The organism is Candidatus Francisella endociliophora (genome assembly GCF_000764555.1).
Classification (GTDB): domain Bacteria; phylum Pseudomonadota; class Gammaproteobacteria; order Francisellales; family Francisellaceae; genus Francisella; species Francisella endociliophora.
The window spans coordinates 1422767-1444500 of the sequence record NZ_CP009574.1 but is presented as its reverse complement, the minus strand read 5'-3'; the positions used below and the strand labels follow the sequence as shown (position 1 = coordinate 1444500).

The window sequence follows — 21734 nt, the reverse complement described above, 5'->3', positions numbered from 1 at the left end:
AATCTCAGTATAAAATTATTCTTTTTTTCTGTAGAATAATCTCTAATCATTATATTTAAACAACAATATCTTATGAACTCAAAAGCTATGAATGCTTGCTCTATAGGTGAGGAACATTACAAAAATATTTTTAATGCTATATGTGATAAAGATGGTTTTATAACTAAGATGGATATTTTAGATACTCTTGCTGAATCTGGCATTACTTATGGAGACCTTAGAATAAAGAATCTAGTTGAAAATCTTGAGAACTACTCTCGCATTGATAAAATAGATTTTGATACATTTCAAGATATTACTTGTGAAAGTATTAGCCTTATTGAAAAAGCAATAAACAAAAGCTTTATAATCCCTGATTTTAAAGACTTCAAAAAAGCTATCAAAGAGATATTTGATGAAACTCAAAAAAATACATCTGGCAAAAATGCTGACTATATACCCCAGTTAGCAAGAGTCGATTCTGATTTGTTTGCGGTAGCTTTTTGTAGTGTTGATGGACAGATGATTACTTTAGGCGATTACAAATATCCTTATTGTGCCCAATCCACATCAAAAGCTATTTCATATTGTATTGCGACAGAGCTAAATGGGGAAGATAAAGTACATAAACATGTAGGTAGGGAACCAAGTGGTATTACATTTAATGCCATAGCTCTAAACAAATATGAGTTACCACATAACCCAATGATTAACTCAGGTGCCATTATGACTTGCTCTTTAATTAAACCTGAGTGGAACCTAGCTGATAGATTCGAATACACTACAAAGATTTGGCAAGATTTAGCAGGTGGTGAACCAATAAGTTTTGATAATGCTGTTTATCATTCGGAAAAAGAGACAGCTGATAGAAACTATGCCTTAGCTCACTATATGAAAGAAGTAGGGGCTTTCCCTGAAAACACAAATATTCACACAGCTTTAGATTTTTATTTTCAGACATGTTCAATACAGGTTAACGCTAAAAAAATGTCAAAAATAATGGCAAGCATAGCAAATGGTGGAATATGTCCATTTACAAACAAAAAGATATTTTCACCTACAACTATTCGAAATTGTTTATCATTAATGCACTCTTGTGGGATGTATGATTTCTCAGGTGAGTATGCATTCTCAGTCGGCTTACCTGCAAAATCTGGTGTTTCTGGAGCTTTGGTAATAGCTATTCCAAATGTTGGTGGTTTTGCAATATTTTCACCTCGACTAGACTCAAATCATAACTCTGTTCGAGGGGTCGAATTTAGTAGAAGACTAGTTGAAAAATTTAGCTTCCATAACTATGATCATATCTCTCACAGTGATAAGGTAAATCCTATCGAAAATAGAATGATTGTTGAGTCAAATTTAATTTTTGAGTTAATTTGGGCTGCTAGTGCAGGTGATATTTCAGAAATTAAAAGAGCAGTAGCTCTTGGCGTTGATATAAATAAGGGTGACTATGACAATAGAACAGCCCTACACCTTGCAGCTGCTGAAGGACATGATGATGTTGTCAAATATCTCATACGCAAAGGAGCTAATATAAATGCTACTGACAGATGGGGGATGAAACCAATAGATGATGCTAAAGCTAACAATAACGATTCTATAGTAGAATTATTCCAAGAAGTAGCTAAATAAGAATGCAAATAACTGCAATATTTTTTGCTTATGGCTTAGCTATATTATCTTTAATTCTTTGCTGGTTTCATTTATCAAAAAAAGTACTTTCTCTTTTGATAACAATATCGATCATATTAGCTATTGGATCTAATTTAATTAGTTTAATCGGAGTTTTTTTCTTAGTCTGCCTACTCTTTTCCATTTGGTTATCTAACTCCTACGATAAAGAACCTTGGAGCTTAATTTTATTAGTTTTCACAATAGTATTACTATTCCTAAACTTTCAACATTTACTACCAGGATTTAATAATTTCTGTATATTCAGAAATATCTATATCTCTACAAATGCCATACCCTTTAATCTATACCTAAATTACAATTCGATAGTTCTGACCTTATTTCTATTATTACTTACAAAAAATATAAAACTAGCAAAGTCTCTATGTGCAATTAAAATATCTATAAAATTTGGACTTTTATATAGCTTGTTAGCCATCTTTATTTTACTCCTAAGTAGCTATTTTTTTAGATTTATAGAGTTTGATTTTAAGCTATCTAATTATACTCTTATTTTTATTTTTGTGAATTTGATTTTTACTTGCATCCCAGAGGAAGTTTTTTGGCGAGGATTTATTCAAGCTAAAATCGCATCTTACTCAAACACTACTATTGCGATACTTATTACTTCAAGTATGTTTGCTAGTATACACTTAGCTTTTGCTGGGATATATTTTGCTATACTGGCTTTTATTGCAAGTGTTATATATGGTATTGCATATAGTAGAACTCATAGGATTGAAGTAAGTATTATCTGTCACTATTTAGTAAATATCGGACAATTTATATTTTTCACGTATCCTATATTAATTAGTGCATATCCTAATACTTAATAATCATATAATGCTCTTCATGTTATATTTAATCCTGAAGCCTCAATATCAATCACCTTTACACACTTCTACTAAAAACAATCATTATTTATCTCAATATCTTCAAACATAATTTAAATAGCAACTTTATATCAACATGGCTTTTTATGTAACAAAATTGTTACACAACGATACATTATTGAAACAGCCTTTTATCATGAGTTTTTTTATTATCTTTAGTATAAACATTTAATAAAAACAGATTCTTATGGAAAAAGAGGCTCAAAACAATATTACAAAGATCACAAAGACCTCATGCATACTTTTCTTATTTGCAGGTATTTTTTATCTCTATGAATTCTTTGTAAGAACGTCTATGGGAACTATTGAACCCTTTGTAAGGTCTTCAATAAATGTTAATGCTCAAGACATCGCAACTATATCCTCTGCTTTTTCTGTAGGCTATGTAGTCATGCAAATTCCTGTTGGAATTATATTTGATAAATTCAAACTTAAAACATGTGGTTTTTTTGCAATTATAACAGTTGCTCTGGGATGTTTAATATTTTCCTTATCATCTGGTGTATTTTCGGCAAGTTTAGGACGTTTCATCATGGGTGTTGGCGCAGCTTTTGCACTACTAATGATGCTTAAAATTTCTGTAACATACTTTCCTCCTAAAATTGCTGGTGGAATGACTGGCTTAACATCTGTATTTGGTATTATCGGTCCAGTTCTTGCAGGAGGACCATTAGCGTACTATCTAGTTGTAACTGAAAACAACTGGACACTATTATTTAAACTTTTAGCTATTTTAGGCATGGTATTTGCCATTACCTTTTATTTTGTTTCAAATAGCACAAAGCAAGAAAAGAAAACGAACTCTTTACCGCCGCTAAATATAAAACAAGCTTTAAAACAAAAAAACATCTGGGGAATAGCTGTTTTTGGCTTTTTTATATATCCATCAATAGAGTTATTTGGTTCACTATATGGATCAAATCATCTTAGCTCCATCGGCTATAAATATACCACTTCGACGACTATAGTGTCATTTGTATGGTTAGGCATGGGGCTTAGCACACCAATAATTGGATTTATATCTGATTACTTCAGGAATAGAAAAATCATATTGTGCGGAGCTGCAGTGGTTGGTGTTGCTTCTTCTATTATGATCTTATTTGGTCCAGATTATGGGGCTGCCCACTATATGATCCTATATTTTCTTTTAGGTTCAGCCGCAGGTACACAAGCTATTGTTTTTGCAGTAGTAGCAGATACTGTTCCACGTAAGCATCTTGGAATATCAATGGCATTAGTCAACATGAGCATCATTCTAGGGGTAGTGTTTATTCAAATGACCTCAGGAACCATACTTCATAACATGGTCGATAACCAAGACACAAACCCTACATCATTTTTTTATAGTGTTTTTGACTATCAAGTAGCTCTACTTTTATCACCGATCTTCTTTGGTGCTGCTTTTATAACAGGAGTAATTTTCATAAAAAATAAAAAACAAGGAATATAATGAAAAATAAAATCATCAGCAATTCATGGCTAATAGATAAAGAACAAAACTATAAAATATCTCAGATATTACATAACGATAAACATCCTGAAGGGCTAGATTTATATCGTTATCAAGTTATAAAAACTTGCTGTATTTCTCTATCAGAAAATGGACATATTCTATCAATGATAAAAGGAAACTGTAAACTCGTAACTACCGAACATAATCTAAGTTTAGAAACTGGCACACACATATATATACCAGCAGAAACTGACATAAAAATACATGCAGAGCTAGGCTCGGAATTTATTTTAGTTTCTTCACCGACAAAAGCACAGGCATCAGGTACTGATATTATTATTCGGAAGGAGAAATTTATATGTAGTAGCGCATTATCAAATCAAATGTTTCGCTGGATACTAACACCTCAGTATTTAAGCCGTCGTATTTTTCTTTTTCATGATAAGACACTCCTAAGTAAAGCTGGAGTGCCTATTTCATGGTTCAGAACAACAATGTTTGACGTAACAGGCTTACCAACAAATCAGGATGGTACTCCTGTATTTAAAATGTCATATAATAATCATACCGAACCTAATATTTGCTATGACATTAAAGGAAAGGCTAGTGTCCGTATGGCAGAACACCCTTATACAAAAGATAATCAAAAATGGTTACCATGGATATCGCTAGATAATGATAGCACTTACTATCTAGATGAGACTCTTGCTGATGCTGAATGGGTAGTAACGCATAACAAAGAGAAAAAACCCCTTAGAAACAAACATGAAGTATTTATAGAACAGGGAGGCCATGTTTCTCTATTTTGTATTTTTGATCCAGCTCCAACAGGATCAGAGAGACATAGTGAAGGAGAATATAGTGAATACCAGCCCTTAAATCAAGTAGTTAACACTAAAGCTTATGATGCATATTTATCTCAAATCAAAACCTTAGATCAAGCTATTGATTCCTTATCATTAGCAGATGCTAGAGGTGAAAAACCAGATATAAAAGATTTTAATCTTTATCAACAAGGAATTAATGAACAAAAACATCTCGAAAAATCTCTTTTTGAAAGCTTAACTAATCAAGGTGCAAAGCGCGAAAAAATACTTAGACACTGGATGATATAGTTACTATTTGGCCAAACTATATAACAGTATTAGTCTAAACTTTACATTGCTTTTAATTTCTAATTCATATACCATAGAAACTTCATTTAATCTTTAAAAAGGGAAACTCTTATGAGCAAATATATAAATAAATTACTTTCTGTCGTTGAAATGTTTATCTTCGGCATTCGTTGGCTTCAGGCTCCAATATATTTACTATTATCTTTAGTATTATTTGGATTCATCTATGAAATATATCATGAACTACATCACTTATTTACTGCTTACAATAGCATCGACGAAGATCAGCTTATTATACTAGCTCTGACACTTTGTGATGTTGTACTAGTAGCAAACCTTGTTGTAATCGTTGTAATCAGTGGTTATGAAAACTTTGTAAGTAAAATGAACCTTGATAAAAAAGGTGGCGGCCAACCAGTTTGGATTAAAAAATTATCACCAAACGCAGTTAAGCTAAAGATTGCTGGATCAATCATAGGTATCTCTTCAATCTCTCTACTTAAAAAATATCTTGAAGTATCACAAACATCTGACAGAGATTTAGCGTGGTCAGCTGCTATTCATATAGTATTTGTACTTTCTGCTATGCTAATTGCATTTACATCATTTATTGAAGGTAAATCTCATAAAGCTAGTTATGATGATGATCACTAGTATTTAATATCTCAAAAAATTCTTCTACAATTTCTCTATAGTTATACCAAGAAAATTTAAAAACTTCTTCGCTATGAAAGAAGAAGCCTATTTTCTACGCCCTAAATCTTCATCTTCTTTAGAGCCTTTAATAATTCTAGTACGCTCATCACAAGCTACTAGTAGATTATTCTCAAATTTAAAGAAGGCGTGCACTTCTGCAACAACCTCTTGATTACTATCTTTTTTCTTAACATACACTCTATGCAGGGAAGCAACTTTGTTACTCTCTTCTACAAGATAGATGAAACCAAAAGAAATGCTTTTTATCATTTCTCTCTGCTTTTGAATATGAGAAATAAACCCTGTATAGTCAATCTCATGGCCATCCACTACTTGCCTATAGTTAGGACTAACAAACTCTTTTATAAAATTTGCTGGATCGATCTCTGGCTTGTAAATATTTTCAAATAATGATTTAAGAATATCCTTTAACATCTAAGCTACTCAGGCTTCATATGAGGAAATAGTATTACATCTCTAATAGATTGTGAATTTGTTAGATACATCACAAGTCTATCAATACCTATACCTTGACCAGCCGTTGGCGGCATACCATATTCAAGAGCTCTAATATAGTCTTTATCATACGGCATAGCTTCATCATCACCTGATGCAGCAGCTTCAACTTGCTTTTTGAACCTTTCTGCCTGATCTTGAGCATCATTAAGCTCAGAGAAACCATTTGCAATCTCGCGAGCACCAATGAAAAACTCAAATCTATCCGTAAACTCAGGATTACCATCTTGACGACGAGCTAGTGGAGATACCACAGCAGGATAGTCTGTAATAAATGTTGGCTGAATAAGCTTATGCTCTACAACTTCCTCAAATACTTCATTTATTAAATGTCCTAGCTCATAGAAAGATTCAACTTTGATTTTTAATCTATCCGCGACTTTTTTAGCTGACTCAAAATCTGCTAAATCTTCTTTTGAAATATCATCACTATACTTAACGATAGAGTCAACCATAGAGATTCTTTCGTATTTGCCACCAAAATTAATCTTATGTTCACCATACACTAGCTCTTGAGTGCCTGTAACTTCTTGTACAAGTTTAGAAAGCATATCTTCTGTTAGGTCCATAAGATCATTATAATCAGCATACGCCATATAGAATTCAAGCATTGTAAATTCTGGATTATGACGCGATGATACACCTTCATTTCTGAAGTTACGATTTATCTCATAAACTCGTTCAAAACCACCCACAACTAGCCTTTTTAAATAAAGCTCCGGAGCAATTCTTAAGTATAATGGCATATCTAGTGCATTGTGATGAGTTTTAAATGGTTTTGCCGCAGCTCCACCTTGTAAAACATGCATCATTGGTGTTTCTACTTCCATGAAATTTAAGCTATCAAAATAATTACGAATAAAGCTAACAACTTTTGAACGAACTTTGAAAACTTCACGAGCTTTTTCATTTGTAATTAGATCAACATATCTTTGACGATATCTCATCTCTTGATCTGCTAAACCATGGAATTTATCAGGTAATGGTCTAATTGCTTTTGTTAAGATTTCAAAATGGCTTGCTTCTACTGAAAGCTCACCTGTATTTGTCTTAAACATAGTTCCTGAAATACCAACAATATCACCTAAATCACATAAGTTTTTGAAAGTGTTGTATTGACCTTCTGGTAAATCGCTCTTTTTCAAATAAACTTGGATTCTACCAGAATAATCTTGAAGCGTGATAAATGAAGCTTTACCCATTACACGACGCAGGACTACCCTACCTGTTACATTGTAAGTTTTTTTATTTTCTAACTCTTCAAGCTCTTGTTTTGAATATTCAGCATACTGATTCTGCAAATCATTTGCTACAGCATTTCTTCTAAAACTATTAGGATGACTGATACCATTATTTTGGTCAGCTAAAGTCTGCATTTTTTCTTTTCTAAGCCCCATTTGTGAGCTTTCTTGCATATCAGTTACATGCTTTTTAACAAGCCCAGATACTTTCTCTTTAACTTGATCATTAATTTCACTGATATTCTCAAGAGATTTACTAATTTGCTCTCTAAGCTTACCTCTTACAGCATCTTTAACTGTAATATCATTAGCATCTAAATATTCCTTGATTGAATTTTTTATTAAATCTTTTAATTTACTACTCATTTTAAACTTTATTACCTTTTCTACGGTTTTGTATATATTTCTGCGATGAAAAAATCATGTCGCTACAACTTACAGTAGGTAGCGAAACTTTATTTATAAAACTATTTATTATAACCCACTTTTTAGGCTAGCCTCAATAAACTTATCCAAATCACCATCCAATACTGCTTGTGTATTAGTATTTTCAACGCCAGTTCTGAGATCTTTAATCCGCGACTGATCTAATACATACGAGCGAATCTGACTACCCCAACCAATATCTGCTTTTGTATCTTCAAGAGCATTTTTCTCAGCACTACGCTTCTGTAGCTCCATTTCATACAGTTTTGATTTTAGTTGCTTCATCGCACTATCACGGTTTTTGTGCTGTGATCTATCACTTTGGCTTTGTACAACTATATTTGTTGGAACATGGGTAATTCTCACCGCAGAATCCGTTTTGTTAACATGCTGTCCCCCAGCTCCTGATGCTCGATAGGTATCAACTCGCAAATCTGCTGGATTAATCTCAATATCAATATCATCATCAACCTCTGGCGAAATAAACACTGATGCAAAAGATGTGTGACGCTTACTATTTGAATCAAAAGGAGACTTTCTAACTAGACGATGAATACCTGTCTCTGTTCTGAGCCAACCATAAGCATATTCACCTTCAATCTTTAGAGTACAGCCCTTGATACCCGCAACATCGCCGTCTGATACATCATCTATAGTTATTTTGAAACCATGACTATCTGCCCAGCGCATATACATACGCATTAACATTTCAGCCCAATCCTGTGCTTCAGTACCACCAGAACCTGATTGAATATCCAAGAAAGCATTATTGGCATCCATCTCGCCCGAAAACATTCTACGAAACTCTAGCTTCTCAATCTCAGCTATTACATCTTGAGTATCTTTTGCAATTTCTTGCATTAGCGACTCATCTTCTTCTGCTAGCTCAAGAAGTTCTGTTAAAGTTTCTAAAGTTTCTGAAATATGCTCACAGCTATGTACCACATTCTCAAGCTCAACTTTTTGTTTTCCTAGATTTTGTGCATACTCAGGATTATCCCAAATCGAGCCATCTTCTAGCTCCATAAGAACTTCTGTTAACTTTTCTTTTTTGACATCATAGTCAAAGATAGTCCCGTAGAGATTCAATACGGGCCGTTAGATCTTTTAATAAAACCTTATAATTTATAGATTCCATTTGATAGATTTTTGTTGATTAAAATTTGTGTGTAATTTTATATTTTTAGAATAAATAATACAACAAAGCTATGTATTTAAGTATCTGAAGAAAACTTGCTTATCCCGTTTCTGTATATATATTCAGCAAGTGCTTGCTGAGCATGATTTGTAGGGTGAACAGTATCCGCAAATAAATATTTTTCTGTACCATCTTTAGGCACACATGATAAAGAGTTATCACCAGCAAAATCACATGCACTTTGAGTGACATCATTAAAAAGATACTCTTTATCATTCACTGTAATTCTCTTGTGGGTTACTATTTTATCAAAGAAATTCAAATCATCTCTTAAGAAGATTACATCACTACTATCTGATAACCCTACTTTTAACTTATTATTAAAAGCATTTGACATTTGTTGTGCTAACTGTGCTGTTTGTCCATCAGGCTCTTTACCATCATCTGTCATTGCTGGTGTTATCTTGAGATTCGGCAATGCTAGTACTATAAGCTTTTCAGCCCCCTTACTTTGTAAATATTCAATATCTTTTATAATATCATTAGCAGCATCAACCATACCTTTGCTTGCCTCCTCGGGGGATATAGTGCCACTAGCTACTTTACTTAGTAGAATAAATGCATTATTTGCACCGCCCCAAATCAAGTAGACTGTGTTTGGATTGGCTTGATTATCATGTTGACTTAAGTAGCTATCTATTTGGTTATATTTATTAATCTCACAATTCTCGCTTTGACTTGGGCCTATTGGCGGAGGAGTGTATACACCATCAACACTTATACCATCACAAGTTGTTGTAGCTCCACCAGCCGCGTAATTATTTCCTTGACTAATTTCATCAACAACTACAGCGCCTGATTCAGCATTCATCTTTGGAGTATTTAGATTATTAGTAGTTAATTTGATACCAGCCAGTTTATCTAACTTCTGACTCCAAATAGCATTTATAACGGGAGTACTAAATGTTGGTTGCTTTAGATTTTTACCATCAATAGTTTTAGGCCATGGCTTTTGCTGTTTCTGCTGCCATATATTTGCGAGATTATTATAATACCCTACATCACTTAAACTATCGCCAAAAACTACTACATTATTTGTCTCTGCAATATTTAAGGCTCCTCCAAATAAAGGTACGCTTAGAGCAACTCCTATCTTCAATAATATCTTTTTCACATTAGTTCTCCATTACACTTACAATTTCATGTTACAAGCAGCAGCTCATATTGTAAATAACAAACACCATATTATTCTTTTATTATCTCTGCTATCATTTAGCATAAGACTTTTTAATAGAATTTCACAAAATGTCATATCAAGCATTAGCTCGTAAATACAGACCTCAATCATTCGCTGAAGTTGCTGGACAACAGCATGCCCTCAATAGTTTAGTACACGCTTTAGAAACTCAGAAAGTCCACCATGCTTACCTTTTTACAGGAACTCGTGGAGTTGGTAAAACTACTCTTGGCAGACTTCTAGCAAAATGCCTAAATTGTAAAACCGGTGTTACAGCTGAACCATGTAATGAGTGTGAAAACTGTATTGCCATCAACAATAATAGTTTTATTGATCTAATCGAAATTGATGCGGCCTCTCGTACAGGTGTCGAAGAAACAAAAGAAATTCTAGATAATATTCAATACATGCCTTCTCAAGGTCGCTATAAAGTTTACCTAATAGATGAAGTACACATGTTATCTAAGCAAAGTTTTAATGCTTTGTTAAAAACTCTAGAAGAGCCTCCAGAATATGTAAAGTTTATATTAGCGACAACCGACTATCACAAAATACCTGTTACGATATTATCTAGATGTATTCAATTACACCTAAAACATATTTCTCAGATAGATATCAAAGATCAGCTAAAAATAGTTTTATCAAAAGAGAATATAACTTCAGATGAACAATCTTTAGACTATATTGCCTATCATGCTAAAGGCAGTCTTAGAGACGCGTTAAGTTTGTTAGATCAAGCTATTAGTTTTTGTAGTGGTGATCTCAAACAAGATCATATCAAACAAATGCTAGGAATAATTGATAGTGAAGAGGTTCACTCTATTGTGAACGCTGTGATTAACAATGAACCAAATGCAATCTTATCTGCTGTCAAAAACCTTTCACTATCTGAAAACAATGCTGAAGCAGTTTTAGATAGAATTGCTGAAATTTGGTTTAGCTGCTGTGTCTACAGCCTAACACAAAGCCTAGAAGCTACAAATAATATAAGTGTTGAATTATTGGATAGTATATTAGAAAAAATAACCGTTGAACAAGCACACTTTTTATATCAACTAACAATAGCAGCAAAAAAAGATATATCACTAGCTCCAAACTTCGAAACAGGCCTTACAATGGCTATTTTAAGACTAATTGCTTTTAAAAAAAAAAGTTTAATTAGTAGTAGTTCTGAAAGCATTAAACCTAAGAATGTTAATAAAGACTTATCTGCTCTTCAACAACAGTTTTCAAAGCCTACTCAACCAAAACCTGCTCCTAAAGTAAAGCATACTGCTGAAACTGATAAAATAACCAAAGCTACTCAGGCTACAGAATCAAAACCACAAGAACCTAGCTTAGATAAACAATGGTTTTATTTATTAAGTAAAATAAAATTAAAAGGCTTCACTAAAACATTAGCATTTAATAGCCACCTTATCAGTAATAATAATGAAACTTATAAAATTCAATTAAATGATGATGCTAAAAAAATATTAGAGCTTGACCCTCAAAGCATCGCTAAACTACAAGCAAGTATTAGTGAATATTTCAATGACCCTAGTTTTAGATTGGATATAAAAAACCTTCCAGAAAATAGAAACTTAGCACCAACAGGTCAAAAATCTCCAGCTGAAATTAAACGAGAAAATGCTGTACAAAAAGTCCTTAATGACCAAAATGTAAAGCTAATAAAAGAATCTTTAGAAATAGATATTCAAAATGACAATATCGTTTTAACCGATTAGAACTTAATCAAATCAAAGCATCAATCTGTTGCTTCACTTTATTAAATTCTTGATTAAAAGAGTTATTTGCTTTTAAAGCACTATACACGGCATTAGCCATAACTCTTCCAGCTTGTATATCACTTCTCCAATGAGCTCCACAAATAACTCTACTATCACCATAATCCATACCTCTCGCTAAGATTTGAGCTCTATATTCAGATGGTAAAAGATCAGCTATAGTATATGCAACCACCATACCTCTTGTAGAATGTGCCGAAGGATATGAATGATGCGGATCAGGATCACCCGTACAAACAGCTTCATCATAAAATGAATAGGGACGCTCTCTAGCATAAGCATCTTTTGCAGCATTTGTTGAATTTTTACCATCATGAGTTACTTTATCTATTAACTCTTGATTATTAATTAATACCTGCTTAATTGCTTGCTCATTAGGAATATTTAAAGGATCTATAAAGATATTCACAAAAGTTTCTACTGATGTATCAGCATCACTGACAGCTTGATTTAGGCGAGATTGAGAAATTTTATTTCCATTAAAAAATGTTTTATCAATAAATATTTCTTGGGATATTTTTTGATCTTCCGCAAAAGCTGGGTGTGATGCTTTGGAGCCAGCAATAGGAACCATAATTGGAGGTGGTGGTAAAATTTCTAAGCTATTTGGTAATTCATTATCTGGTAAGAAACCTTCTCCAGCAAAAGCTATAACTGTATATATAGCTGAAAGTAAAATAATAATTTTCTTCATGTTCGTAGTATCTAATTAATTTGAATTTAAAAAATATATTAACATGAAAAAATGTAAAAATATAAATACATAATACTTATACTTTTAATAAGAAAAATTTATAACAAAAATTATTAAATATACTCCCATGCATTTTTATCTGCAAAAATCGCATGTAAAAGCTTATTGTTAAGCGTATGCCCTGATTTAAAACAATTAAAATGACCTAAAATATACCCTCCAACATAGAAGTCTCCAATAGCATCTAAAAGCTTATGTCTTACAAATTCATCATCATAACGAAGTCCGCCTTCATTAAGTACGCCGTCATTTGTAATACCAACAGCATTATCTAACGATGCACCTTTTGCAAGGTTATTTTGATGAAGGTATGCAAGCTGCTCATAAAAACCAAATGTTCTAGCTTTTGAAACCATTTTTATATATTCATTAAGGTCATACTCAAATACTATATGATCATTTGTTGCTGCAATCACAGGATGCTCCCATTCGATTTTAAATTCATATTTAAGAGTATCACTTGGTAGCACTTCAGCAAATTTATCTTCATGCTCAACTCTTACAGGCTTTAGTATTCTAATACCTTTTCTAGCAGCATCTTGCTCAACTATACCAACATCTATAAGTATTTGCGTGAATTCGTAAGAACTACCATCCATAACAGGAAGTTCAGGAGCATTTACTTCGATTAAAACATTATCAATCTCAAACATAGCAAATGCTGACATTAGATGCTCAATAGTTGAAACAGAAAGTTTTTGATCACCATCTTTTGTCAAAAGTGTACACATTACAGCTTCTGTTATACTAGCAGGCTTAACTTTAATATCTACTACAGGAGTCAAATCTGCACGACGAAACACTATACCAGTATCAATATCCGCTGGTTTAACAGTCATAGAAACATCCACACCAGAATGTAGTCCAATACCAGTTACTGAAAATTCTTTAGCTATCGTTTTTTGTTTCATATTTAATCTCTCAAATTATTATTAAATGTATATCAAAAGTAATAACTTAAATTATATATGTCAGAAAACTATATTGATATAGAACTAAATAAGATTCTAGTCATATATCAGTATATTTAATTTATTAAATCTATAGAGAAAATTTATGAGAATATAAGAATTATCTTCTTCTTAAGAAGCTAGGAATATCTGATTTGCTTGTAGAATCAGAATCATTATTTGCAACATTATTAGAGCTTGTTACAACTTCAGTTTCTTTTCTTAAAAATGGAGCTGAAGGCTTGCTTGAGAATCCTTGCTGCTGGCTAGAAGCTGTCTTTTCAACACCAAAGCCTTTTTTCATAGCTACTTTTTCGATACCAGTAACAACTACTGTTACTTTCATGCTATCAGACATCTCTGGATCAATTACAGTACCAGCAATCACAATAGCTTCATCAGAGATAAATGATCTAATAACTTCACCAATCTCCTCAAATTCACCAATAGACATATCCATACCAGCTGTAACATTTACAATTACACCCTTAGCACCATCTAAATTGATATCTTCTAGAAGAGGGCTTGAAATAGCAGCTTCTGCCGCTTCTCTAGCTCTGTTTTCACCAGAAGCCTCACCCATACCCATCATCGCAAGACCCATATCTGTCATCACAGCTCTTACATCCGCGAAATCCACGTTGATAAGACCAGGCTTAGTAATAAGTTCAGAAACACCTTTTACCGCATTTCCTAATACGTCGTTAGCTGCATTGAAAGCATCTATTAAAGAAGCCCCCTTACCTAGTACACTTAAAAGTTTTTCATTTGGCACAGTGATTATAGAGTCAACATGTTGAGTTAACTCATCAATACCATACTCAGCTGCTTTCATTCTTCTCGGACCTTCAAAAGGGAAAGGTTTAGTAACTACAGCAACTGTTAAGATTCCCATTTCTTTTGCAACTTCCGCAACGATAGGAGCACCACCAGTACCAGTACCACCACCCATACCAGCGGTGATGAAAACCATATCAGCACCATCTAGTAACTGTTCAATTTTAGATCTATCTTCAGTAGCCGCTCTTTTACCAATATCAGGATTTGCTCCAGCACCTAGACCTTTAGTCAAATTAGTACCAATTTGTAATACATTTTGAACTTTAGATTTAGATAATGCTTGACCATCAGTATTTAATGCAAAAAACTCAACATCAGTAACATCTTCACACATATGTTGCACGGCATTACCACCACCGCCACCAACACCAACTACTTTAATCACGGCATTTGAAACCATTGAATCATTAAAATCAAACATATTTTTTACTCCTTTATTACTTTTATTTTTGTAATTATCAACTTTTAAAAATTATTTGCAAACCAACCTTTTACAGATGAAACTAATTTTTTCTTAGACTTATCAGACTTTTCTTCAATCTCCATCATATCATCATCAATGCTCTGATCTTGGCTTTCATAATTATGTTCTGAAGCATATTTCAATAATCCTACAACTGTTGAGTAAGAAGGATTATGTACTACTTCATTAGCTCCTGTTACTTCTATAGGTCCACCAACTCTAACTGGAAGCTTAAACATATCTTCGGCCAATCTAGCTAATCCTTTTAACTTAGCTCCACCACCTGTAAAAACTATCCCAGAAGATATAACTTCTAGTAAGCGATTTTTATCTAGCTCTCTATATAAAGCTTCAAAAATTTCTTCTACTCTTGCTTCTATAACCAAAGAAAGATCTTGTAAAGATATTCTCTTCTTAGCATTACCTAAAGAATTTGGTATATCTATTTTTTCATCAGGATTTTTTAGGTATTTGCTCGCAGCATAACCATACTGCAGCTTAAGACTTTCTGCAGCTTCTACTGGTAATCTAAACACTTTTGAAATATCCGAAGAAATACTACTTCCACCAGTTGTAATACTTGACGTATAACAAATCCCCCCATCTGCAAACACTGAAAAACTAGTAGAATCTGCACCAAGGTTAACCAAGCAAACACCCATTTCTTTTTCATTTTCTGTTAGAGTTGCACTACTAGCTGCTAAATGTTCAACCACAAGATTACTTATTTTATAACCACAGTTAGAAACACATTTACGTACATTCTGCAATAAACGTGATGACGCTACTATTATGTGCACGTTTGATTCCAATCTAACAGCAAACATACCTATAGGTTCGGTAACACCAGGCTGTCCATCTACGATATAGTCTCTCTGTAAGACATGTAACATCTCAGTATCTGCTGACATTGGCACAGCTTTTGCCGTTTTGATAGCCATAGCAAGATCTTCTATACTAACCTCACCATTTTCTACTGCAGCCAGCCCATAAGAATTAAAGCCACTAATGCTAGGAGCACTAACTCCTAATGTAACTTCTTTGATATCAACACCTGCTATACTTTTAGCTTCATCTAATGCTGCATTTAAGGTTTCCATAGCCATCTCAAGGTTTATTACAGAGCCCTGTTTAATACCTTTTGATTTCTTTTGGCTTACACCTAAAATCTTTATACCACTACTTTCTGCACGCTGACCAATCGCCACTGTTACTTTGTGAGATCCTAGATCTACCGCACAAAAATTACCACTACCAAAACTCATTTATTTCGCCCCAATTTTAAGACAGATATTTTTTATAATATACACTTACACTACATTATATGCTTATTATCATAGAAAACCAATAAAATAAATACTTTTCTATTCATACTTTACTGCAAAACCATCATCATAGCGCATATCAAAATATTTTATCTTTTTATAGTCATTTACTTTTTTATAAGAATTAAAAAATAATTCTAGACGTCCTTTTAATTTTGTTGATCCTAAAACAACTTCCATATCATTATCAAATAACAAACTAAACTGATTACCTTTGTAAAATATTTTTATTATTTCGAGCCCATGCTGCTTAGCAATACTATTTAACTCTTCATATGTTTGATATATATAATCTTTATTTGCATCATCAGTACTAGCTATATGAACCAGCTCATTATCATAACTAAAAACAGCTGGCTTAATAATCTCCATATTATTTAATAAAATCTCACTATTATTCCAGTATGCTATCGGCTTATGATCGTACATATATATAACCAATGTCGATGGCCAAACTTTTTTAACAAGAGTATAATCAACCCCTTTTACCGCATATAGATATTTTTCTATCTCATCAGCATCTATATCAAACCATTCTTTTTTATCGCTTAAATCACTAACTTTTTTTATAAGATCTTGTTTTGATATATAAACCAAACCATCATTAGAAACAACATCAACTCTAGCTATAGTCTTATCTGTTTGGCTGACTATATATATACCAATAGCTAGAAAGACTGCTAAAATCAAACTTAATATCAAGAATTTACGAATAGCCCTAATCATTGCGCCTGTTCTATTATCGATTTAACAAAAGCGTCAAAATCTATTCCTTCAGCAGCAGCTGATTTTGGTGATAAACTATTTTCCGTCATTCCTGGAGAAGAATTTATCTCCATCAAATAAAACTCACCATTATCATAGATAAAGTCGACTCTTGCATGGCCTTTACAGCCTAAAAGATCATATGCTTTTTTAGCTAGCTGGCGAACTTCTAACTCTTTTTGCTCACACAGCCCACTTGGAGAGTGGTAAATAGATTTACCACTATATTTTGACTCATAGTCATAAAATTCATTTAATGGCTCAATCCATACAGATGAATAAACTTCATCATTCACAACTGCTACTGTTATTTCTTTACCAGTAACCCACTGCTCAACCATTACATCGCCATATTTTGATGCCTCACTATATGCAGACTCTAGCTCATTAATAGTATTAACTTTAAAAGTTGCTATGCTTGAACCACCACTACTTGGTTTAACTGCTACAGGAAAACTAATTTCATCTTCACTAACAAGCTTATCTGTTAATATCTTAGCTATAGGTGTAGGCATACGATGATGCATCCATATCTCTTTAGAGATCATTTTATCCATAGTTATCACCGATGATTTCATGCTCGAACCTGTGTGTTTAATCCCAAGCATTTCTAACACAGCAGATACTCTACCATTTTCACCATCTTCTCCATGTAATGCAACAAAACACTTGTCAGGGTTCAGCTCTATCAGACTTGCAACTAGATCTCTACCGCTAGCATCTAAACCAACAGCATCATAACCTTGATTTATTAGTGAGTCTAAAACAACTTTGCCAGACTTTAAAGAAACTTCTCTCTCAGGAGAATCTCCACCATATAAAACTACTATTTTTTCTTTACTCATATTCTTATTTTCTTCGTTCCTTGAAAAAACTTTTTAAAAGATCTCCACACTCGACAGACATCACTCCATTAAGCACTTTTAAGTTGTGATTGATATCTTTATTTTTGTGCATCTCTTTCTGAGACAAAATACCCACTCGAGTATCATCACAAGCATATATTAGCTCAGATATTCTCGCTTGAACCATAGCACCAACGCACATTATACATGGCTCTAAAGTAACATACAATTTTGTATCTGTTAACCTATAATTTTTTAGCTCTTTTGCTGCCAAACGTATTGCTAAGGTTTCAGCATGTGCAGTTGGATCATTTAAAGTTATTGTTTGATTGTAAGCACTCGCTATTATTTTATCATTTTTTGTAAGTACAGCTCCAATTGGAACCTCGCCTGCCTCATAGGCCAATAGTGCTTGTTCATACGCTTTTTGCATAAAAAAAATATGTTTTTGATAGTCATCAGACATAAAATGTTTAAATTTTTCTTGAAGAATTTTAATCACTTAGATAATATTACACATTACAAAATTGTTTGCTAGTATTTTTATATATAACCGGTGGGTACTTGCAAACTATGTATAACCAACCACACTGAAAATGGAAATCAAAAAAATGTCAGAAAATTTCAAAGAACTATTTGAACAGTCTCTAAAACAAACAGAGATGAGAATAGGTAAAATCATCGAAGCAACTGTTGTTAGTATAGATAAAGATTTTGCAATGATTGATGCTGGTCTTAAATCAGAATCTTTCATTCCTGTATCTTCTCTAAAAAACAGTGATGGCGAACTAGAAGTAGCTGCTGGTGATAAAATCAACGTTGTTCTAGAAGCTCTAGATAACAGCTGTGGTGAAACTAGATTATCAAGAGACAAAGCTAAGAAAATTGAGCTTTGGGACAGAATCGAAAACGCTTTCGAAAACAATGAAACTGTTCTTGGTAAAATCACTAATCATGTTCGTGGTGGTTACACTATGGATGTTGAAGGCCTTAGAGCATTCTTACCTGGTTCATTAGTTGATACAAGACCTGTAAAAGATGTAACACATCTTGAAGACAAAGATATCGAACTAAAAGTTGTTAAGATTGACACAAAAAGAAACAACATCGTTGTTTCTAGAAAAGCTGTAATCGAAGAAAACAACTCTGGTGATAGAGACGCTATGTTAGAGAAAATCTCTGAAGGTAGCGTACTTAAAGGTATCGTTAAAAACATCACAGACTTCGGTGCATTTATCGATCTTGGCGGTGTTGATGGTCTACTACATATTACAGATATCTCTTGGAGCAGAATTAGTCACCCTACAGATGTACTATCTATAGGTCAAGAAATCGATGTTAAAGTAATCAAGTTCGACAAAGAGAAGCAAAGAATTTCTTTAGGTATCAAGCAACTTGGTGAAGATCCTTGGTTAAATATTGCTAATGAGCTTCCAGTAGGTGCTAAGCTTATGGGTACTGTAACTAACATCACTGACTACGGTTGTTTTGTTAAGTTAAAAGAAGGTATCGAAGGTCTAGTTCACACATCTGAAATGGATTGGACTAACAAAAACGTTAATCCTCATAAAGCTGTATCTATTGGTCAAGAAGTTGAAGTTATCGTACTTGAATTAGATGCTGATAACCACAGAATATCTCTAGGTATCAAGCAGTGTAAAGCTAATCCATGGGATGAGTTCGAGAAAAACTTCCAAACTGGTGACAAAGTTACTGGTAAGATCAGATCAATCACTGAGTTCGGTGTATTTATCGGTCTTGAAGGTGGTATTGATGGACTTGTACACATCTCAGATGTTGCTTGGGATAACCCTGCTAAAGCTATCAAAGAACTTAAGAAAGGTGACGAAGTAGAAGCTGTATTAGTTTCTGTTAACACTGACCTTGAGAGAATTGCTCTTAGCATGAAGCAGCTTTCTGAAGATCCATTCAAGAACTTTGTTAATGTTCATCCTAAAGGTTCTTTAGTGAAAGGTACAGTAGCTAAAATCCAAGATAATGGTGCTGTAGTTATGCTTGACGAAGAAAACAACATTGATGGTTTCATCAGAATCGCTGAGATTTCTGCTGAGCATACTAAAAATGTTAGTGATGAGTTAAGCGAAGGACAAGAGGTAGAAGCTAGAATCATCAATGTTGATGTTAAGAAAAGAAGCATTGCTCTTTCTATCAAAGCTGTTGATGAAGATATGTCTGCTGTATCTGGTGGCAAATCTAACTACAAAGTAGAGCAAATGACTCCTACTACTCTTGGTGACCTTATCAAAGAGCAATTAAGCAAGAAGTAATAACTTCTTACTGATCTAAAACCTAATACCTATTAAAGACCTATAAGCTATTTTTAGTTTATAGGTTTTTTTATTTCTAAAATGTAATAAAATACCAACACCAATTAAATCGATACTTCTGATAATAAAGATAAATGCTTACAAGCGATATAGATAAGATAGTCTTTGAATTAAAAACTAATAATGTTGTTAGCATCCCAACAGATACTGTTTACGGTCTAAGTTGCAATATCTCTAAAGATGCCGTGGCTAAAGTTATAAATCTTAAAAAAAGGGATTCTAGCAAAGGCTTTATCATAATTTCTCATGATTTTAATCACTTAGTACAATATGTTGATATAACTAAACTATCTGATATGCAAATCAATAAGCTATGCTCTAAGCAACAGCAACCAATTACATGGATTGCCCCTGCTAAAAAAGATATTCAATGGCTAACAGGCGGTAAACCAACTGTAGCCTTACGCTTAGTAAATACTGATATTATCAAAGATATCTGCTCAAAACTCAATAATGCAATAATATCTACCAGTGCTAATATATCTGGACAGGAATTTATCAATAATCCTATTATAGTAAACAAGATATTCAAAGATATCTATGTGTTAGAAACGCAAGTAAACTCTTCACAACCATCTAAAATTATTGATATAATAACGGGCAAGCAAGTTCGATAACTTTTACTAATTGGTAAATTTGCTAAATAGCTAAAAATGTAATAGCATTACTTTTGTAAAAGGGTCTTTTGATAGTATAAAAAATTAAAGGAATAAAATGGAAAAGATAAGTCACAAAGATATTCAAGATAAGCTATGGAGTAATGAAGATGAAAATAGTTTATCTAATGAACAATATAATGCTCTTCTAATTGAGCAATATAGAATATATGTTGAACTAACAGATAGAACTAACTATAGAAGAATTGTTATTAATCTATTCTTTTTAGTTATCAACTTATTGCTAGTGGGTATTGTAGCTTTAGCAATAAGTAATAATATGAATGTAGAAAATCCACCTTCAGGGGTCCTTGTAGCGATCCCCTATTTTGCTGGGTTAGTTTTCTGTTACGCTTGGTGGAAAATAGTTAGGTTCTTCAGACATCATATACAAATAAAAAGTAGTATAGTACCATCTTTGGAAAGACGCCTTCCTTCAAGAGTATGGCTGACTGAAGAACATATTGCTGAAGAAAAAGGTTCTTTTAGACCGATTAGAATGCTTGAAATTTATATGCCATTTATTTTTATGGGTATATATTCAGCATTATTTTTATTTGTTGAGATTGCTTGGCTTCATTAAACTCTCGCCAAATAATCCTATTCTTCTCAAAGTCATTCTAATCATTC

The 21734-nt window shown here is 33.2% G+C and carries 21 protein-coding genes; 9 read left to right on the top strand and 12 right to left on the bottom strand.

The genetic code is table 11. From position 1 onward, the window contains the following. Positions 1 to 72: 72 nt before the first annotated feature. Positions 73 to 1617 carry a glutaminase A gene (gene glsA / locus QI37_RS07080; protein WP_040009969.1) on the top strand — a complete coding sequence of 515 codons (1545 nt, stop codon included), beginning with the start codon at positions 73 to 75 and terminating at the stop codon, positions 1615 to 1617. Positions 1618 to 1972: 355 nt separating this feature from the next. On the opposite strand, the gene QI37_RS10425 is transcribed toward glsA, so the two are convergent. Continuing rightward, positions 1973 to 2095 carry a hypothetical protein gene (locus QI37_RS10425; protein ID WP_268746164.1) on the bottom strand — a complete coding sequence of 41 codons (123 nt, stop codon included), beginning with the start codon at positions 2093 to 2095 and terminating at the stop codon, positions 1973 to 1975. An 85-nt stretch (positions 2096 to 2180) separates the two neighbouring features. Here QI37_RS10425 and QI37_RS10390 point away from each other — a divergent pair, with 85 nt between their 5' ends. The 4 genes from QI37_RS10390 to QI37_RS07060 all read left to right on the top strand — a co-directional run bounded on the left by QI37_RS10390 (position 2181) and on the right by QI37_RS07060 (position 5771). Next, positions 2181 to 2489, top strand: coding sequence for a CPBP family intramembrane glutamic endopeptidase (locus tag QI37_RS10390; RefSeq protein ID WP_235261371.1), 309 nt, complete (start codon positions 2181 to 2183; stop codon positions 2487 to 2489). 247 nt (positions 2490 to 2736) lie between these two features. Continuing rightward, positions 2737 to 3999 (top strand): MFS transporter, encoded by a 1263-nt coding sequence (locus QI37_RS07070; RefSeq protein WP_040009965.1) that lies wholly within the window; start codon positions 2737 to 2739, stop codon positions 3997 to 3999. Continuing rightward, positions 3999 to 5117, top strand: coding sequence for a hypothetical protein (locus tag QI37_RS07065; protein WP_040009962.1), 1119 nt, complete (start codon positions 3999 to 4001; stop codon positions 5115 to 5117). The genes QI37_RS07070 and QI37_RS07065 overlap by 1 nt, the downstream gene beginning before the upstream one ends. Before the next feature lie 111 nt (positions 5118 to 5228). Next, positions 5229 to 5771, top strand: a complete 543-nt coding sequence (locus tag QI37_RS07060) for a TIGR00645 family protein (RefSeq protein ID WP_040009959.1) — start codon at positions 5229 to 5231, stop codon at positions 5769 to 5771. Between the two features lie 87 nt (positions 5772 to 5858). On the opposite strand, the gene QI37_RS07055 is transcribed toward QI37_RS07060, so the two are convergent. The 4 genes from QI37_RS07055 to QI37_RS07040 all read right to left on the bottom strand — a co-directional run bounded on the left by QI37_RS07055 (position 5859) and on the right by QI37_RS07040 (position 10308). After that, a complete protein-coding gene (locus QI37_RS07055) occupies positions 5859 to 6248 on the bottom strand; it encodes a nuclear transport factor 2 family protein (protein ID WP_040009956.1) in 390 nt (129 codons plus the stop codon). Between the two features lie 5 nt (positions 6249 to 6253). After that, positions 6254 to 7936: a lysine--tRNA ligase gene (gene lysS, locus QI37_RS07050; RefSeq protein ID WP_040009952.1), complete on the bottom strand. Its 1683-nt coding sequence runs from the start codon at positions 7934 to 7936 to the stop codon at positions 6254 to 6256. A 108-nt stretch (positions 7937 to 8044) separates the two neighbouring features. Beyond that, positions 8045 to 9134, bottom strand: a protein-coding gene (gene prfB, locus QI37_RS07045) for a peptide chain release factor 2 (protein ID WP_144242722.1) whose coding sequence is annotated in 2 segments (ribosomal slippage) — positions 8045 to 9061 and positions 9063 to 9134 — 1089 coding nt in all. Because the reading frame shifts where the segments join, the coding sequence is not laid out codon by codon here. A 76-nt stretch (positions 9135 to 9210) separates the two neighbouring features. Then, positions 9211 to 10308 carry an SGNH/GDSL hydrolase family protein gene (locus tag QI37_RS07040; RefSeq protein WP_040009948.1) on the bottom strand — a complete coding sequence of 366 codons (1098 nt, stop codon included), beginning with the start codon at positions 10306 to 10308 and terminating at the stop codon, positions 9211 to 9213. Between the two features lie 131 nt (positions 10309 to 10439). On the opposite strand from QI37_RS07040, the gene dnaX reads away from it, so the two are divergent. Next, on the top strand, positions 10440 to 12098 hold the full coding sequence (dnaX, locus tag QI37_RS07035) for a DNA polymerase III subunit gamma/tau (protein ID WP_040009946.1): 1659 nt from the start codon (positions 10440 to 10442) through the stop codon (positions 12096 to 12098). Between the two features lie 7 nt (positions 12099 to 12105). On the opposite strand, the gene QI37_RS07030 is transcribed toward dnaX, so the two are convergent. The 7 genes from QI37_RS07030 to tadA all read right to left on the bottom strand — a co-directional run bounded on the left by QI37_RS07030 (position 12106) and on the right by tadA (position 18566). Then, positions 12106 to 12852: an acid phosphatase gene (locus QI37_RS07030; RefSeq protein WP_040009943.1), complete on the bottom strand. Its 747-nt coding sequence runs from the start codon at positions 12850 to 12852 to the stop codon at positions 12106 to 12108. Positions 12853 to 12965: 113 nt separating this feature from the next. Further along, a complete protein-coding gene (gene lpxC, locus QI37_RS07025) occupies positions 12966 to 13823 on the bottom strand; it encodes a UDP-3-O-acyl-N-acetylglucosamine deacetylase (protein ID WP_040009941.1) in 858 nt (285 codons plus the stop codon). A gap of 160 nt (positions 13824 to 13983) precedes the next feature. Next, entirely contained in the window at positions 13984 to 15123 is a 1140-nt protein-coding gene (gene ftsZ / locus QI37_RS07020; protein WP_040009939.1) for a cell division protein FtsZ, read from the bottom strand. A gap of 44 nt (positions 15124 to 15167) precedes the next feature. Next, the gene (ftsA, locus tag QI37_RS07015) at positions 15168 to 16430 is read right to left on the bottom strand and encodes a cell division protein FtsA (protein ID WP_040009937.1); all 1263 of its coding nucleotides are present in this window, start codon (positions 16428 to 16430) and stop codon (positions 15168 to 15170) included. A gap of 99 nt (positions 16431 to 16529) precedes the next feature. Beyond that, complete coding sequence (locus QI37_RS07010; RefSeq protein WP_040009935.1) at positions 16530 to 17216, bottom strand: cell division protein FtsQ/DivIB; 687 nt, start codon at positions 17214 to 17216, stop codon at positions 16530 to 16532. Next, the gene (locus tag QI37_RS07005; RefSeq protein WP_040009933.1) at positions 17213 to 18100 is read right to left on the bottom strand and encodes a D-alanine--D-alanine ligase; all 888 of its coding nucleotides are present in this window, start codon (positions 18098 to 18100) and stop codon (positions 17213 to 17215) included. The genes QI37_RS07010 and QI37_RS07005 overlap by 4 nt, the downstream gene beginning before the upstream one ends. Before the next feature lie 4 nt (positions 18101 to 18104). Beyond that, on the bottom strand, positions 18105 to 18566 hold the full coding sequence (gene tadA, locus QI37_RS07000; RefSeq protein ID WP_040009931.1) for a tRNA adenosine(34) deaminase TadA: 462 nt from the start codon (positions 18564 to 18566) through the stop codon (positions 18105 to 18107). Between the two features lie 145 nt (positions 18567 to 18711). On the opposite strand from tadA, the gene rpsA reads away from it, so the two are divergent. The 3 genes from rpsA to QI37_RS06985 all read left to right on the top strand — a co-directional run bounded on the left by rpsA (position 18712) and on the right by QI37_RS06985 (position 21687). Next, positions 18712 to 20388, top strand: a complete 1677-nt coding sequence (gene rpsA, locus QI37_RS06995) for a 30S ribosomal protein S1 (protein WP_040009929.1) — start codon at positions 18712 to 18714, stop codon at positions 20386 to 20388. Between the two features lie 134 nt (positions 20389 to 20522). Continuing rightward, positions 20523 to 21065 carry an L-threonylcarbamoyladenylate synthase gene (locus QI37_RS06990; protein ID WP_040009927.1) on the top strand — a complete coding sequence of 181 codons (543 nt, stop codon included), beginning with the start codon at positions 20523 to 20525 and terminating at the stop codon, positions 21063 to 21065. Positions 21066 to 21162: 97 nt separating this feature from the next. Beyond that, positions 21163 to 21687, top strand: a complete 525-nt coding sequence (locus QI37_RS06985) for an intracellular proliferation membrane protein RipA (RefSeq protein ID WP_040009925.1) — start codon at positions 21163 to 21165, stop codon at positions 21685 to 21687. Positions 21688 to 21734 lie beyond the last annotated feature (47 nt).

Bases quoted from the DNA above. Each gene is read 5' to 3' on its own strand.
- glsA (WP_040009969.1), top strand. From the start codon at position 73: ATGAACTCAAAAGCTATGAATGCTTGCTCTATAGGTGAGGAACATTAC.
- QI37_RS10425 (WP_268746164.1), bottom strand. From the start codon at position 2,095: ATGGCTAACAAGCTATATAAAAGTCCAAATTTTATAGATATTTTAATT.
- QI37_RS07070 (WP_040009965.1), top strand. From the start codon at position 2,737: ATGGAAAAAGAGGCTCAAAACAATATTACAAAGATCACAAAGACCTCA.
- QI37_RS07065 (WP_040009962.1), top strand. From the start codon at position 3,999: ATGAAAAATAAAATCATCAGCAATTCATGGCTAATAGATAAAGAACAA.
- QI37_RS07060 (WP_040009959.1), top strand. From the start codon at position 5,229: ATGAGCAAATATATAAATAAATTACTTTCTGTCGTTGAAATGTTTATC.
- QI37_RS07055 (WP_040009956.1), bottom strand. From the start codon at position 6,248: ATGTTAAAGGATATTCTTAAATCATTATTTGAAAATATTTACAAGCCA.
- lysS (WP_040009952.1), bottom strand. From the start codon at position 7,936: ATGAGTAGTAAATTAAAAGATTTAATAAAAAATTCAATCAAGGAATAT.
- dnaX (WP_040009946.1), top strand. From the start codon at position 10,440: ATGTCATATCAAGCATTAGCTCGTAAATACAGACCTCAATCATTCGCT.
- QI37_RS07030 (WP_040009943.1), bottom strand. From the start codon at position 12,852: ATGAAGAAAATTATTATTTTACTTTCAGCTATATATACAGTTATAGCT.
- lpxC (WP_040009941.1), bottom strand. From the start codon at position 13,823: ATGAAACAAAAAACGATAGCTAAAGAATTTTCAGTAACTGGTATTGGA.
- ftsZ (WP_040009939.1), bottom strand. From the start codon at position 15,123: ATGTTTGATTTTAATGATTCAATGGTTTCAAATGCCGTGATTAAAGTA.
- ftsA (WP_040009937.1), bottom strand. From the start codon at position 16,430: ATGAGTTTTGGTAGTGGTAATTTTTGTGCGGTAGATCTAGGATCTCAC.
- QI37_RS07010 (WP_040009935.1), bottom strand. From the start codon at position 17,216: ATGATTAGGGCTATTCGTAAATTCTTGATATTAAGTTTGATTTTAGCA.
- QI37_RS07005 (WP_040009933.1), bottom strand. From the start codon at position 18,100: ATGAGTAAAGAAAAAATAGTAGTTTTATATGGTGGAGATTCTCCTGAG.
- tadA (WP_040009931.1), bottom strand. From the start codon at position 18,566: ATGTCTGATGACTATCAAAAACATATTTTTTTTATGCAAAAAGCGTAT.
- rpsA (WP_040009929.1), top strand. From the start codon at position 18,712: ATGTCAGAAAATTTCAAAGAACTATTTGAACAGTCTCTAAAACAAACA.
- QI37_RS06990 (WP_040009927.1), top strand. From the start codon at position 20,523: ATGCTTACAAGCGATATAGATAAGATAGTCTTTGAATTAAAAACTAAT.
- QI37_RS06985 (WP_040009925.1), top strand. From the start codon at position 21,163: ATGGAAAAGATAAGTCACAAAGATATTCAAGATAAGCTATGGAGTAAT.